We start from the raw sequence: 15,334 nt of genomic DNA, 5'->3' as shown, positions 1-15,334 counted from the left end.
GTGTGACGTGAGTGACACATGTGTAGCTTTTTCACGATATTCGATGACTTTGGAGTGAGGAATGGCGTCAGAGCAGCTCGACGCGGCCATGAGCCACTGGAGAGCCGGAGATCTCGACCAGGCCGCCGCGCTGTTCAGGCAGATCGCGGCGACGGGGGACCCCGAGGCGTCCCACCTGCTGGCCGGCTTGTTGCAGGAGCAAGGAGATCTCGACGGCGCGGAGGCGGCGCACCGCGCGGTGATCCAGTCGGGCGACCCGGTGTTCGGGCAGCGCTCGGCCATGGCGATGGGCATGATGCTCGTCAACGCCAAGGAGTGGGCGGCGGCGCACCGCGTGCTGATGATCGCCTCGGACGGCGCCGACTTCGAGGTGGCCGCGCTCGCCGACACGGCGCTGGTCCTGGTCTGCACGCAGCTCGGCGACGCGGCGGGCGCGCAGGAGGCGCTCGAACGGGCCCGCCGGTGTGACAGCCCCGCCGTGGCCGAGCTGGCCGCCCGGCTCGAGCTGCCCGAGTTCCCGCCCGCGCAGGCCCCGCCCAAGGAGCTGTACGACGCCGCAGAGACCGAGGACGACTACCGCGCGCTGCTGACCTGCGGCGACCCCGAAGTGGTGTCGCTGGCCGCGTTCCAGCTCTACCGCATGTACGCCGACGCGGGCGACTTCGCCGAGGCCCGCGCCGTCTGCGAGCACGCCATCGCCGTCGGAACCCCCGACCACCGCGCCATGGCGCACAACCTGCTCGGCGCGGTGCTCGTCGATCTCGGCGAGTACGCCGAGTCCGCCGCCGCCTACCGCGTCGCCGCCGAGCACCCCGACCCCGAGGTCCGGCTGCCCTCCCTCATCGAGCTGGCCAAGGTCACCGCGCAGCTCGGCGACGACGAGGAGACCAGGGCGATCTTCAACCGGGTCATCGCCAGCGGCCATCGCGAGCACGCCCTGCAGGCCCAGGCCTGCCTGGCGCAGCTCCACACCGAGGCGGGGGAGAGCGCACCCGCGCTGGCCGCGATCAGGGCCGTGCTGGAGGCGGGCGAGTGCGAATGGTCCTCCGCCTGCGTCACCCTGCTCGGCATGCTGATCGAGCAGCGGCCCGAGATACGCGACGAGGCCATGGAGCTGGCCAGGCTGGCGGCCGGGAACGCCGACCCCGACACCGCGTTCAAGGCCACGCTGCTGCTCGAACACGACGCCCGGCGGCGGCCGCCCGAAGACCCCGTGACCGAGCAGGCGCTCAACGACGTCGACGAGGGCCTGGCCAGGCTGCGCGAAGGCGACCTGGCCGAGGCCAGGCGGCTGCTGCGCGGTGCCGCCGACTCCGGCGCGCCCGTCCAGGCGCCGCGCGCCATGGTCGCGCTGGCCGGGCTCGAGCTGCGCGAGGGCGACCCCGAGCAGGCCGACGAGCTGCTGACGTACGTGGCCGAGGGCGACGACGTGCCGCAGGGCTTCCAGGCGGCGGTCCTGCTGCAGCTGCTGCACGCCTCCGGCGAGGAGCCGCACCCCGTCTTGAACGCCCTGCTCGACCACCAGTGGCTGGGCAGGGACGAGGGCCTGCACGGCTACCGCGCCGCCACCGAGCACCTCGATCCGGCCGTCGCGGCGCTCGGCACCGCCGTCTTCGCGCACGTGCTGGTCTCCACCGGCTACGACCCGTCCGAGGCGGCCGAGCTGTTCCTGTCGGCGGCGAACAGCGGTGACCCGCTGGCCCTGTCGTACGCGGCGGTGCTCGGCAAGGAGGTGCTGAGCGACCGGCGGCAGGCCACCGAGCTGCTGGAACGCGCCTACGCCGACGGGCATCCCGCGCTGGCCCCATGGGTGGGCGCCACGCTCGGCGGGCTGGTGGCCGATGACGATCCCGGGCGGGCGCGGGCGGCGTACGAAAGCGTCCTCCAAGGCCCGCACCGCGGGCTGCGGCTGGAGGCCGCCGCCGCGCTGGCCGAGATCTACGAGCGGCAGGGCGACCTGCTCGCCGCCTGCCGGCTGCACGAACGGCTCATCGCCGAGGGCGAGACGGAGCGCGCCGCGCTGCCGCTGGCCGTCACCCGGCTCAGGCTGGACGACGTGGCGGGCGCGCGGGCCGCGCTCGACCTGGGGACGGACGAGCTGAGCGGGTTCGGCAGGCTGGTGCTCGACCGGGACTTCGCCGCCGCCGCGCGGGCGATGCCCGAGGGCGATGCGGGGTCGATGGCGACCCGGCTGGCCATCGAGTGCGCGGGCGCCTGGCGGCACCTCGGGGAGATCGAGGCGGCCGACGGCGCGCTGTCGCTGGCGGTCGAGTCCGGGCATCCGGTGCCGCGCCAGCACGCCGCCTGCCTGCTCGGCGCGCTGCGCAGCGACGCGGGCGATCCGCGCGGGGCGGTCATGGCGTACCTGGCGGGGCTGGGCGAGGACGAGGAGCTGGACCGGCTGGCGCTGCGTGCGGCCGGTGCGCTGCTGCACGACCTCGGGGAGCACGACGAGGCCGTGAACGTGCTCTCCCGCCTGCCCGGCGACGACCGGGACGCGGCGCTCCTGCTCGGGCGGACGCTCGTGGACGCCGGCCGGGTGCCGGACGCTTTGGAGCGGCTGACCGCCTCGTTCGGCGCCGACGGCCCGGTGCTGGTGGCCGAGCGGCTGCACGAACGCGGCGACGCCCCTGCGGCCCTCGCCACCCTGACCGCCGCCGCCCAGGACGCTGCCGCCTCCCAGGATCCCGCTTCCCGGGACCTCGCCTCCCAGGACGGCGCTGTCTCGCAGGACGGCGCTGTCTTGCAGGACGGCGCTCCGGAGCGCGGCGCGGACGTGCGCGGCCCCTGGCGGGTGCCCGCGACGGCGCGTGCGGAGCGCCTGCTCGGCGTGCTGCTGGCCGAGACCGGAGAGCTGGAGGAGGCCAAGGCGGCCTTCGAACGCGCGGCGGCCCTCGACCCCGGCTCGGAGGCGGAGACCATGCTCGTCGCCGGCCGCAGCCTGCGGGCCGCCGGGGACGCCGAGTCGGCGGAGTTCGCGCTGGAACGCGCGGCGGCCCTGGCGGACGCCGGCACGTCCGCGCCTGCGGAAGGCAAAGAATCGATGCCGGCGGCGGATGGCGGCACGGCGGCGCCCACGGGCAGCAGCACGGCGTCGTCGCCGGACGGCAGGACGGCGGTGCCGGCGAAGGGCCGGGCGCAGCGCTTGGTCGGGGCGACGGCGCGGCACCTGCTCGGCAGGGCGGCGGCCGACGAGCTGCCGTGGGTGCTGGACGCCGAGGGCGATCGGGCGGGCGCGGAGGCGGCGCTGGCCGAGCTGACCGGCTCGCGTCCGCTGGCGGCGCTGCTGTTCGCGCTGCGGGACGGTGACGTGGCCCGCGTGCACGCCCTGCTGGCCGAGATCCCCGAGGGGCCCGAACGCGACGAGGCGGTCGGTCACGTCCTGGACGTGGCCACCGACCTCGACAGGGACCAGGCGGAGCGGCTGCTGCGCCCGCTCGTCGCGGACGGCGAGGCGAGGGCCGCGTTCGAGCTCGGCGCGCTGCTGGCCGCCGACGGCGACCACTGCAGGTCCGAGCTGTTCTTCCTGCGGGCCGCCGAGCATCCGGAGGCGGCGGCCGTGGCCTGGCACGACATCGCGATCGTCCGCCACCGCCGCGGCGACCTGGACGGCGCGGTCGAGGCCGCGATGGCCGGGCTGCCCCGTACCGGAGCGCTGGCCGCCCGGCTGCTCCAGCAGCGCGGCGAGCCGGAGCGGGCCCGCGAGGTGCTGGAGGGAGCGGCGGCGAGCGGCGACCTGGAGTCCCGCCGCGAGCTGCTCACCCTCCTCGTACGCGAGCAGGACCACGACACACTCGAGACCGAGGCAGCCCTGGCGGTGGAGAGCGGCGACCCGGAGACGGCGGCCACGGGCCACTGGGCGCGGGGAGCCTCGCTGGCGCTCAGGGGCCGCAAGGAGGAGGCGGCCGCCGCGTTCGCGCGGGGCGTCGAGGCCGCGCCCGGCGAGCTGGCCGCCTCCCTGCGCGTGGACCTGGCGGGCGTGCTGGAGGAGCTGGGCGACCGCGCAGGGGCCGCGCGCGAGCTGCGCGTCGCGGCGGGCTCCCGGCACCCGGCCGCCGTGGGCCGCGCGGGCGTGCGGCTCGGCGTGCTCGCGTACGAGGACGGCGACCTCGGCGCCGCCGCCCAGGCGTTCGCGCTGGCCCTCGGCACCCCCGTGGACGACCTGGGGATCGAGTCGCTGACCGGCCTGTCGCACGAGGCGTGCGAGCGCGGCGAGCACGCGCTGGCGCAGCGGGCGCTCGCGCTGATGGGCGAGCGGGCCGCCGACACCGCCCGCGCGCTGGGCGGCCGGTGCGCCGACCCCGACGCGGTGCCCGGCTACTTCGCGCTGGCCGGGACCGGCCCGTACGCGGAGCTGGAGGCGGCTCAGCGGCTGGCCGAGCTGGGCGAGAAGGGCCGGGCGCGGGAGACGTACGAGCGGCTGAGCCGCCACGACGACCCCGACGTGCGATTCGTCGCGGACGGGCGGCTCCTGGAGCTGCTGGACGCCGACGGCGACACCGAGGCCGTCTACTCCCTGGCCGAGCGGCAGGCGCGCGACGCCGAAAGCCCGGCGCGCGGCGTGTTCGGCGGCCTGCTCGGCATGCTGCAGGAGCAGCAGGGCGACCTGGAGGCGTCGCTGCGCACGCTGCGCGAGGCGGCGCGAGACGGCGATCCGACCGCGCTCACCCTGTACGCCCAGCGCCTCGCCGACGCCGGGCGGGTGGACGAGGGCCGCGAGGTCTACCTGCGGGTGCTGGAGTCCGGCGACGCCGACCTCGCGGCACGGGCGATGATCGCGCTCGGGCAGACGTACCACGACGAGGACGCGGCGCAGGCGCGCGCCTGGTACCGCAGGGCGGCCGAGGAGGCGGACGGGCACATCAGCGCGCTGGCCGCGATGTACCTGGGCGCGCTGGCCAAGCGCGAGCGCGACTTCCCCGAGGCGCTGACCTGGTACCAGCGGGTGATCGACTCGGGCGACTCCGAGTCCGGGCTCGCGGCGGCGCACCTCGGCGAGCTGTGCTATTGGCTGGGCGACCGCGACGGGGCGCTGCGCTTCTACGAGCTGACGCTGGGGCTGACCGAGCAGGCCGAGCTGGTCGCCGAGGCCGCCTGCCGCATGGGCGAGATCCGGTACGAGCGCGGCGACCTGGACCTGGCCCGCACCCTGCTGACCAGGGCGGTCGAGACCGGCGACCCGTCGTTCGCCCCCGAAGCGGAGGCGCTGCTCAGCAAGATCGGGTGAGCCTCCGCTTGCGCACAATTAAATGACTGAATAACCTCATTTGGTCAAACAAATGAGGTGAGTTCATCATGGGCAGGGCTGGACGGCCACCGCAGGATCCGGCGCGCCGGCTGGAACGGGCGCACCGGATCCTCGACGCGGCCACCGAGCTGATACTCAAGTGGGGGTACGACAAGACCACGATCGACGACGTCGCCCAGCGCGCCGGCGTCGCCAAAGGCACCATCTACCTGCACTGGAAGACCCGCGACGAGCTGTTCACCGCGCTGCTGCGGCGCGAGCGGGTTCACATGGTGGCCGAGCTGCGCGAGCGCGAGCCCGAGTGCGGGTTCACCACGCCGGGCGAGCTGTTCGGCCGCTTCGCGCTGACGCTGCTCGGCAGGCCGCTCATGCGGGCCATGCTGCGCGGTGACTCCGAGGTGCTCGGCAAGCTCGCCCGCCGCAAGCGCGAGAGCGGGCCGCAGCTCCCGCTCGGCGGGCCGCTCGACGCGTACGTCGAAGAGCTGGCCGCGATCGGCGCCGTCCACGGAGAGCCGCGCGACCAGGTGATCGTCATCTCCTCGATCGTCTACGGGTTCCTGTTCCTGCCGGACGTCAGGCCCGAGGACGCGAAACTGCCCGACGAGCGGATCGCCGAGCTGGTCGCCACCACCATCGACCGGGCGCTCGGCATCGGCGAACCGCTGCCGCCCGGCGGCGAGCAGGTCGTCGCGCTCGCCACCCGCCGCCTTCTCGACGGCATGGCCGAGGCCGCCCAGCGCAAGCTGGCCCTTTCCCTGGAGGCATGAGATGCGCGCCGTGCTCCCCCTCGACGACCCCGCCGCCGACCTCGCCACCGCCGGCGGCAAAGGCGCGTCGCTGGCCCGGCTGAGCAGGGCCGGGCTGCCCGTCCCCGGTGGGTTCTGCATCACCACCGACGCCTACCGCGCGTTCGTCGCGGGCTTCCGCGACGAGATCCTGCGCGCCGCCGCCGGCGACCCCGGCTCGATCCCGGCGCTGTTCGCCGCCCGCGAGGTGCCCGAGCGGCTCGCGGAACCGATCCTGCGCGCGTACGCGGAGCTCGGCGACGGTGTGCCCGTGGCCGTGCGCTCGTCCGCCACCGCCGAGGACCTGCCCGGCATGTCGTTCGCCGGCCAGCAGGACTCCTTCCTCAACGTCAAAGGCCCCGGCGCGCTGCTGGACGCGGTCAGGCGGTGCTGGGCCTCGCTGTGGAACCCCCGCGCCATCGCCTACCGCGACCGGCAGGGCGTGCCGCACGACGACGTGGCGCTGGCCGTCGTCGTCCAGAAGCTGGTGGACGCCGACGCGGCCGGCGTGCTGTTCACCGCCGACCCGGTCAGCGGCGACCGCGACGCGACCGTCATCAACGCCTCGTGGGGGCTCGGCGAGGCCGTCGTCGGCGGGCAGGTCACGCCCGACGTGATCACGGTGCGCGGCGGCCGGGTCGCCGAGTCGCGTACCGGAGACAAGAAGGTCATGACCGTGCGCACCGCCACCGGCACCGAGGAGCGCCCGGTCCCCGAGGAGCGGCGCGCCGCGCCCGTGCTTGACGACGCCGAAGCCGAGACGCTGGCCGGGCTCGGCGCCCGCATCCAGGCGCTGTACGGCGTCCCCATGGACATCGAGTGGGCCAGGCGCGACGGCGCGTTCGCCATCGTCCAGGCCCGCCCCATCACCGGGCTCCCCGCGCCGCTGGAGGAGTGGAACGACAGCCTCAAGGGCGGCCACCTGTGGACCGGCGGCAACCTGGGCGAGGCCATCCCCGACGTGATGACCCCCATCACCTGGTCGTACGTGCGGCTGTTCATCGCCGAGGCCATGTCGGCGAGCACCCTGCCCGGCTTCGACCTCGTCGGCAACATCGGCGGCCGGTTCTACATGAACCTCAGCGTCGTCCACTCCGTCGCCACCGCCATCGGCGTGCGGCGGCTGCTCGGCGCGATCGAGCAGACCTTCGGCAAGCTGCCGCCCGGCCTGGACGTGCCGCTGGTCGGCCTGTCACGGTGGGAGATCATCAGGCGGGTGCTGCCCGTGGCCGTCGGCATCCGGCGGCGCGTCCGCCGCAACATCAAGACCATGCACGCGTTCCTCGCCGCCTCGCCCGCCCGGTGCGAGGAGCTGCGCGAGCGCGTCGCCGCCACCGCCACCCCCGTCGAGCTGGCCGACCTGTGGGAACGCGAGATCAGGCCGCACGCGGTCACCTCCTTCCAGATGCTGGAGGCCGCAGGACGTCAGGGCAACGCCACCCTCGTCATGACCCGCCACCGGCTGCGCGACCTGGTCGGCGACATCGACGCCGAAGCCATGCTGACCGGCGTCAACGCCGACGGCGGGCTGGCCAGCATGGGCCTGCTCACCGGCCTGTCCAAGCTGGCCGCCGGCGAGATCGGCAGGGACGAGTTCGCCCGCACGTACGGGCATCGCGGCCCGCACGAGTTCGAGGTGTCCTTCCCGCGGCCCGGCGAGGACGCGCAGTGGATCGACGCCCAGCTCGCCGGCCTGCGCGACCTGCGGAAAGACACCGAGGCGCTGCTGGAACGCCAGCGCGCCGCCAGGGAGGAGGCGTGGGCCCGCTTCGCCCGCAGCCACCCGCGCAAGGCCGCCCCGATGCGGGCGCGGGTGCGGCGGTGGAGCGCCGTCGTGCGCGACCGGGAATCCGCACGCTCCGAATCGGTCCGCACGTTCTGGGTGCTGCGCGCCTTCACCGTACGGGCGGGCGAGCTGTCCGGGGCCGGCGACGACGTCTTCTACCTCTACCTGGACGAGCTGCTCGATCTCCTGCGCGGCGACCGGTCCGTCCTGGAGAAGGTGCCGTCGCGGCGGGCCACGTACGAGCGGTATGCGGCCCTGCCGCCGTACCCGGCGCTGATCGTCGGGCCGTTCGACCCCGTACGCTGGGCCGCCGACCCCGCCCGCCGCGCCGACCTGTACGACGCCCGCGCCACCGCGCCTTCCGCGCCTTCCGTGGCCGAGAGCGATGCCATCACCGGCTTCCCCGGCGCGCCCGGCGTGGTCGAGGGCGTCGCCCGCGTGATCGCCGGGCCCGAGGACGGCGACCGGCTTCAGCCCGGCGAGATACTCGTCACCACGCTCACCAACGTCGGCTGGACCCCGATGTTCCCCCGCGCCGCCGCCGTCGTCACCGACATGGGGGCGCCGCTGTCGCACGCCTCCATCGTGGCCCGCGAACTCGGCATCCCCGCCGTCGTCGGCACCGGCAACGCGACCATGCGGGTGCGCGACGGCGACCGGATCAGGGTGGACGGCGAACGCGGCACCGTCGAGGTGCTCCGGTAGCGCATCCGGCAGGGAAAGCCGCGTCGAACCGGTTGTCTCGGCCGCCGGCGTGTGATCCCGTGAATGGCGTGATCGAAGAGTCGAACTTCGAGGACGAACGGGAGCCGGAGGAGTACTGCGCGCTGTTCCAGATGGCCATGTTCGCACTGGGGCCGCGCCTGCGCCGGACCGCCTTGGACCGACCTGGTGTGCCTGCTGCTGGAGTCCGACCTGGGCGAGCCCGACCCCGAGGAGGTCTTCACCACGCATCCCCTGGGCAGGGACGCGCCGCCTGAGCAGGTGGACGCGCTGCTGGTGGCGCTGGCCGGCTACTGGACGCGCACGGCGGCGCAACCCGGCCCCGCCCACGCGCCGCACCTCCAGGACCGCCGCGAGCAGTCACGGCGCGCCACGCTGAACTGGCTCCGCACCCGCTGGGGCTGGGTAACCGAGGGCCAGCCGGGCTGAGGGACTGAGGGTTAGCCGGGCTGAGGGCTGAGGATTAGCACGGTTGAGGGCTGAGGGTTAGCCGGGCTGAGGGACTGAGGGCCTGTCGGGTCGAGGGACTGAGGGTCAGCCGGGCCGAGGGGCGGGGGAGTGAGGGTCAGCCGGGCTGAGGGCCGAAGGACTGGGGGCCTGTCGGGCCGCGGGGGCCGCGGGGGCTGCGGGGCTGCGGAGCCGCGGAGCCGCGGGGCCGAAAACTTCATGCGCGCAGGCGCCCAGACCGGAAATTCGATTGCCGCCTGTCGTGCTCGTTTGGTGTGCTGGATCGCGATCCGGCCGACCCGAGGAGCGGAAATGCGCACAACTGTCATGTCTTCCCAGCAAGAAGGAGTCGTCTCACCGAAGGACATGACGTTCGTTGCGTGTGCTCAACTTGGGGATTCTGGCGCATGTAGACGCCGGTAAGACCAGCCTGACCGAGCGGCTGCTGTACGCCGCCGGAGCCATCGACGAGGCCGGCAGCGTCGATGACGGCACCACCAGGACCGACGTCCTGGCACTTGAACGCCGGCGCGGCATCACCATCAAGTCGGCCGTCGTCTCGTTCGCTGTCGGCGGCACCACCGTCAACCTGATCGACACCCCGGGACACCCAGACTTCATCGCCGAGGTGGAGCGGGTGCTCAACGTGCTCGACGGCGCCATTCTGGTCGTCTCGGCCGTGGAGGGGGTGCAGGCGCAGACGCGCGTGCTCATGCGTACGCTGCGCCGCCTCGGCATCCCCACGCTCGTCTTCGTCAACAAGATCGACCGTCGTGGCGCCCGCGCCGATGACGTGCTCGCCGAGCTGGCCGTCAAGATCTCGCCGGCCGTGGTCCCCATGGGCACGACCGCGAACCTCGGCACTCCCGAGGCCGGGTTCACCCCGTACGACGGCGAGCCCGCCTTCACCGACCGGCTACTGGACGTCCTGACCCGGCGGGACGACGCGTTGCTGGCCGCGTACGTGACCGATGAGGGCTCGATCACCCCCGACCGGCTCCGCGCTGAGCTGCGGGCGCAGACCGCGCAGGCCGCGGTGCACCCGGTGTTCTTCGGCTCGGCGATCATCGGGGCCGGGGTGGAGGCGCTGATGGCGGGCATCGACGAGCTGCTGCCCGCCGCGCCCGGCGACCCGGAAGGGCCGCCGTCGGGGACCGTCTTCAAGGTCGAGCGGGGCCCGGCGGGGGAGAAGGTCGCGTACGTACGGATGTTCGGCGGCACGCTGCGCGTCCGCGACCGGCTGCGCTTCGGAGATCGGGCGGGCAGGGTCACCGCGATCAGCGTCTTCGACTCCGGCACGGACCAGCGGCGGCAGGAGGTGCCCGCGGGCCGCATCGCCCGCGTCTGGGGCCTGACGGACGTCCGCATCTGCGACCCCGTCCACCTCGCCGGCCACCCTGGCCCGGGCCTCAACGGTCACGCTGAGTCCTGTCGCGCCGTCCCGCCCGGCCACGCCGGCTCGCGGTTCAACGGTCATTCCGGCGCCCACCGCGCCGACCCCCTGGGCCACCCTGGCCCGGGCCTCAACGGTCACGCCGAGTCCCGCCGTGCCATCCCGCCCGGCCCCCCAGGCCCCGCCCCTGGAAGGGACGGCGGGGGCGGTGGGTACTTCGCGCCCCCGACGCTGGAGACCGTGGTGGTGCCCCGGCGGCCGCAGGACCGGGCCGCGCTGCACCTCGCGCTCGCGCAGCTCGCCGAGCAGGACCCGCTGATCGCGGTGCGCCAGGACGACGTACGCCAGGAGGTGTCGGTCTCGCTCTACGGCGAGGTGCAGAAGGAGGTCATCCAGGACACGCTGGCCGAGGAGTACGGCCTGGAGGTGACGTTCCGCGAGACGACCACGATCTGCGTCGAGCGCCCGTCGGGCACCGGGGCGGCGTACGAGCTGATCGGCAAGGAGCCGAACCCGTTCCTCGCGACGGTCGGCCTGCGGGTCGAGCCCGGCCCGCCCGGCAGCGGAGTGAAGTTCCGGCTGGAGGTGGAGCTGGGATCGCTGCCGTACGCGTTCATGCGAACGGTCGAGGAGACCGTGCGCGAGACGCTCAAGCAGGGCCTGCACGGCTGGGAGGTGCTGGACTGCGTGGTCACGCTGACCCACTCGGGCTACTGGGCCAGGCAGAGCCACTCCGGCGGCGTCTTCGACAAGAGCATGTCGAGCACCGCCGGCGACTTCCGCAACCTGGTGCCGCTGGTGCTGATGGCGGCGCTGCGCCAGGCCGGGACCACCGTGTACGAGCCGATGCACAGCTTCCGCCTCGACCTGCCGCCCGACCTGCTCAGCTCGGTGCTGCCGGTGCTGACCAGGCTGGGCGCGGTGCCGCGCACCCGGCATGCGGCGCTGGTGGAAGGCGAGATCCCGGCGGCCAGGGTGCACGAGCTGGAGCGGCGGTTGCCGGGGCTGACGCGGGGTGAGGGCGTGCTGGAGTCCGCCTTCTCCCACTACGAGCCGGTACGCGGCCCGATCCCCGAACGCCCACGTACCGACCACAACCCGCTCGACAGGAAAGAGTACCTGCTGCATGTCGTGCGGCGGGTGTAGCCCGCGCGGGGGTAGGCCGAACGCGGGCGCGGCTTCGCGTGCGGGCCGGCTCACCCATCAGGAGCCGAGCACCCGTGCGAGCCGGGCCTGCCCATGCGCGGGCCGGCCACCCGTAGGCGCCGGGCTCCGGCGCGTGCCCGGACGCGCGTAGGGGGCGGACACCGGTGCGGACCTGGCGCGGGCCGTGCAACCGGTGCGGACCGGGGGCGGGCCGGATGCCGGGGCAGGCCGGACGCCGGTGTGGACCGGGGCGGGCCGGGCGCTGGTGTGGATCGAGGGTGGGCCGGATGCCGGGGCGGCCCAGGCGCCGGTGTGGACCGGAAGGTGGGTCGGGCGACCGCTGTGGGTCAGACGGGGCGTTCGTCGTGGTCGGTGGCGAGGACGGCGGCGGCGAGGTAGCCGTCGCCGTCCTCGACGACGTAGGCCAGCATGTCGTCCCTGAAAATCGGGTCGTTGCCGTTGAAGGTGTCCCTGGGCCGCTTGTGTCCCGCGCGGTACGGGGGTGTGGCGAGCACCTTCCTGTTCAGCTTCTCGTCGAACATGATCTCGGTGCACAGCGCCCGGTGGTCCCCGACGACGACCATCACGTGAACGTGCACGGTACGCCCCGGGTACCAGCCCGGCCAGATGGTGGTGAAGCGGACGATGCCGTCGCGGTCGGTGAGCTGCACGCCGCGCAGGTAGCGCCGCCCGTCGGACGGGGTGATGTCGGTGAACACGGTGCCGGGCCTGACCCGCACCTTGTCCCCGCCGGTCAGCACCAGGCGCGACTGCCGCTCGGCGCCGGAGTAGAGGCCGGAGGCGTCGCAGTGCCAGACCTCGACGGCCGCGCCGGGCAGTGGCCGGCAGGTGGCGCCGTCCTGCACCTTGAGCGCCAGCCGCAGCCGCACGCCCTGCCGGTCCTCGCGCAGGTCGCTGCGTACGGAGCCGGTCTCGAAGTAGTAGGGGCCCTGCTTGGTGCCGGGCGTCAGCTTGCACATCTGTGCCTTGGACAGCAGCGCCTGGGCCTTGGCGTGCGTATCGGGATCGAAGGCGCTGCCTGCGGACCCGGCGGCGGGCCCCACAGCGGACGTCGCGCCGGAGGCCGCTCCACTGCCGGTCCCGGTCGCGGAGCCGGCGCCCGATCCGGTGCCGGTCGCGGAGCCGGCGCCCGATCCGGTGCCGGTCCGGGCAGCCGGTCCGTCGCCGGACCGCGCCGTCGTGCTACCCGTGACCGTTCCCGCCGCCGAGCTGTCGGCGACCGTGCCCGCCGCGCGGGGGTCGCCCGCGGTCAGGAGGCCGCCGAGGCCGAGCGAGCCGATGCCGGTGATGAGCCGTCGCCGGCTGACCTGGCGGTCCTGGTGATCGTGTCCCATGAGACGTCCCTCAAGGTCAGGAGCTACTGTTCGGAATTTCTCACGAGAAGTGCGACCTTCCCGGCAACGCCGCGCACCCCGTTCCACCCCTTTTGACCTGCGCAAACGCACCGAAGACCATTGCCAAGCGCGAAGGGATCTCAGCCGACACACCGAAAGCCTTTTCGGTGATACGAAAATGTGAACAAGCATGAGCCGCCAGATCGGCGCCCATGGTCACCGAATCGAGCATGTCAGAGCACATGCAGGACGTTGCAACGGCTCATTGACGGCCTTGACCGGCCCGATCTATCTTCCCGAAAACCTTTGAGGGAGTCTCGAATCCATGATGTTAGCGCTCACATAAACCAGCTAGGGGCCACCACATGAGACGACGATGGGCGGCGGCCGTCGCCGCGGCACTCCTGCTCCTCCTCGGCACTCCGCGGCCCGCACTCGCGGGCCCGCCGATCACCACCGCCGACGCCGTGTCGTTCCACTGGAAGCCCGGCAGGATGGACCGCGCCGAGTCCGCCTACCAGTACAGCGGTGCGCTCCTCGCCGCGCAGGCGTACGAGGCGGCCGGCAACACCGCCAAGGCGAACGAGATGCGCACGCTCGCCACCCGGATCCAGAACGCCATACTCAACGTTCTCTGGAACCCCAACCGGCAGCTCTTCGAGCACCGCCTGAAGTCCACCAACGAGTGGGTGCCGTGGAAGGAGATCAACAACTACTACCCGTTCGCGGTCGGCGCGATCCCGAACACCGCGACGTACAAGCAGGCGCTGCGCCTGTTCGACGACCCGGCGCAGTACCCGATCTTCCCCTTCTACACCGCCAACCAGGCCGACAAGGCGGCCTCCGGCACCGGCAGCAACAACTTCTCCACCATCAACTCCACCGTGCAGTTCCGCCTGCTGTCGTCGGTGCTGCGCAACTACCCCAACGAGTGGATCGACGCCACCTGGTACAAGAAGCTGCTCTCCTGGAACGCCTGGGCGCAGTACATCGGCGGCAACACCCAGTGGCCCGACGCCAACGAGTTCTGGGCCGACTGGAACGGCTCCTCCATCACGTACCGCTCCTGGATCCACCACAACATCCTCGGCAGCAGCAACTGGACGATCACCGAGGACGTCGCCGGGCTGCGGCCGCGCAACGACGCCAAGGTGGAGCTGTCGCCGATCCACATCGGCTGGACCCACTTCACGGTCAACAACCTGCGCTACCGCAACGCCGACCTCACCATCGTCTGGGACGACCCGGCCGACGGCGTGGTCCGCTACCCGGGCGTGCCCGAGGGCTACTCCATCTACGGTCAACGGCACCCGCGCCGCCACGGTCTCGGACCTGGTGCCGTTCACGTGGGACCCGGCCACCGGTGACGTGACCACCGCGGTCGACGGCTTCCCCATCAACGAGCCGTTCTGGGGCGGCACCGCCACCGCCGGCCAGGACTGGTACGAGCTGAACTTCGGCTCCGCCCGCACCTTCGACGAGGTACGGCTGTACTTCAAGGACAGCCGCCAGGCCAGCGGCACCTACCGGGCGCCGGCCTCGTACGACGTCCAGTACCACGACGGCAGCACCTGGGTCAGCGCCTCCTCCCAGGTCAAGAACCCGGCGACGCCGCGCGGCAACTACAACGTGGTGCGGTTCAACGCCGTGAACGCTCAGCGGATGCGGGTGGTGTTCAACGCCGTCTCCGGGGCGCGTACCGGGCTCACCGAGATCAAGGTGCACAACCGCGGCGGCGGCACCCCGCAGCCGTCCAACCTCGCGCAGTCGGCCGTGGCCACCGCGTCGTACACCTCGCCGTGGGAGAGCGTGGCCGCCGTCAACGACGGCATCGACCCGCCCTCCTCCAACGACACCGTGAACCCGCGCTGGGGCCGCTGGCCGGAGACCGGGCAGCAGTGGGTCGAGCTCACCTGGCCGTCCGCCCGCACCCTGAACCGGGCCGAGGTGTACTTCTTCGACGACGACCAGGGCATCGACATGCCGGCGTCGTGGAAGCTGCAGTACTGGAACGGCAGCGCGTACGCGGACGTGCCGGGCGCGTCGGCGTACACGCTGGCCAAGGACGCCGACAACACCGTCACCTTCACCGCCGTGAACACCACCCGCCTGCGGGTGCTGCTCACCGGCAACGGGACCAGTTCCGTGGGCCTCTTGGAGGTCAAGGCCTACGGGACTTGAGAAAGCGGGGGCGCGCCCAGGCCCGCGGGCGCGCCCCCGCCCCTCACCCCGGGCGGACGCCGGTTCCCGACGCCCGCCCCTCACCTGGGGCGGATGCCGGTTCCCACGCTCGCCCCTCACTTGGGGCGGGCGCCGGTTCCCACGCTCGCCCCTCACTTGGGGCGGGCGCCGGTTCCCAACGCCCGCCCCTCACCCATCGCGCACGCCCGTGGGCGAGCCCTCCGCCGAGCGTTTTCTCCGTCCTCCACGGCCGGATCGGCAGGTTCCCCT

At 73.3% G+C, this 15,334-nt stretch carries 8 protein-coding genes; 7 read left to right on the top strand and 1 reads right to left on the bottom strand.

The window, feature by feature from the left end; all coding sequences use genetic code 11:
* The first annotated feature begins 61 nt into the window (after window positions 1-61).
* The 5 genes from AB0K67_RS11415 to AB0K67_RS11395 all read left to right on the top strand — a co-directional run bounded on the left by AB0K67_RS11415 (window position 62) and on the right by AB0K67_RS11395 (window position 11,528).
* Window positions 62-5,227, top strand: coding sequence for a tetratricopeptide repeat protein (locus tag AB0K67_RS11415; RefSeq protein WP_364056669.1), 5,166 nt, complete (start codon window positions 62-64; stop codon window positions 5,225-5,227).
* A gap of 68 nt (window positions 5,228-5,295) precedes the next feature.
* A complete protein-coding gene (locus tag AB0K67_RS11410) occupies window positions 5,296-6,015 on the top strand; it encodes a helix-turn-helix domain-containing protein (RefSeq protein WP_364056666.1) in 720 nt (239 codons plus the stop codon).
* A gap of 1 nt (window position 6,016) precedes the next feature.
* On the top strand, window positions 6,017-8,524 hold the full coding sequence (locus tag AB0K67_RS11405; protein ID WP_364056663.1) for a PEP/pyruvate-binding domain-containing protein: 2,508 nt from the start codon (window positions 6,017-6,019) through the stop codon (window positions 8,522-8,524).
* Between the two features lie 186 nt (window positions 8,525-8,710).
* The gene (locus tag AB0K67_RS11400; RefSeq protein ID WP_364056660.1) at window positions 8,711-8,971 is read left to right on the top strand and encodes a hypothetical protein; all 261 of its coding nucleotides are present in this window, start codon (window positions 8,711-8,713) and stop codon (window positions 8,969-8,971) included.
* A gap of 400 nt (window positions 8,972-9,371) precedes the next feature.
* Window positions 9,372-11,528 (top strand): translation factor GTPase family protein, encoded by a 2,157-nt coding sequence (locus tag AB0K67_RS11395; protein WP_364056657.1) that lies wholly within the window; start codon window positions 9,372-9,374, stop codon window positions 11,526-11,528.
* Window positions 11,529-11,875: 347 nt separating this feature from the next.
* Here the strand turns inward: AB0K67_RS11395 and AB0K67_RS11390 are convergent, their stop codons facing one another.
* Window positions 11,876-12,883: a hypothetical protein gene (locus tag AB0K67_RS11390; RefSeq protein WP_364056654.1), complete on the bottom strand. Its 1,008-nt coding sequence runs from the start codon at window positions 12,881-12,883 to the stop codon at window positions 11,876-11,878.
* A 365-nt stretch (window positions 12,884-13,248) separates the two neighbouring features.
* Here AB0K67_RS11390 and AB0K67_RS11385 point away from each other — a divergent pair, with 365 nt between their 5' ends.
* Window positions 13,249-14,250 (top strand): hypothetical protein, encoded by a 1,002-nt coding sequence (locus AB0K67_RS11385; RefSeq protein WP_364056651.1) that lies wholly within the window; start codon window positions 13,249-13,251, stop codon window positions 14,248-14,250.
* On the top strand, window positions 14,219-15,064 hold the full coding sequence (locus AB0K67_RS11380; RefSeq protein ID WP_364056649.1) for a discoidin domain-containing protein: 846 nt from the start codon (window positions 14,219-14,221) through the stop codon (window positions 15,062-15,064). Before AB0K67_RS11385 ends, AB0K67_RS11380 begins: the two co-directional genes overlap by 32 nt.
* Window positions 15,065-15,334: the final 270 nt, after the last annotated feature.

Origin of the sequence: Nonomuraea sp. NPDC052634 (assembly GCF_040678535.1) — a bacterium.
Taxonomy (GTDB): Bacteria; Actinomycetota; Actinomycetes; order Streptosporangiales; family Streptosporangiaceae; genus Nonomuraea; species Nonomuraea fastidiosa.
The sequence above is the reverse complement of the archived record's forward strand: the minus strand, read 5'-3'. Positions and strand labels throughout refer to the sequence as shown.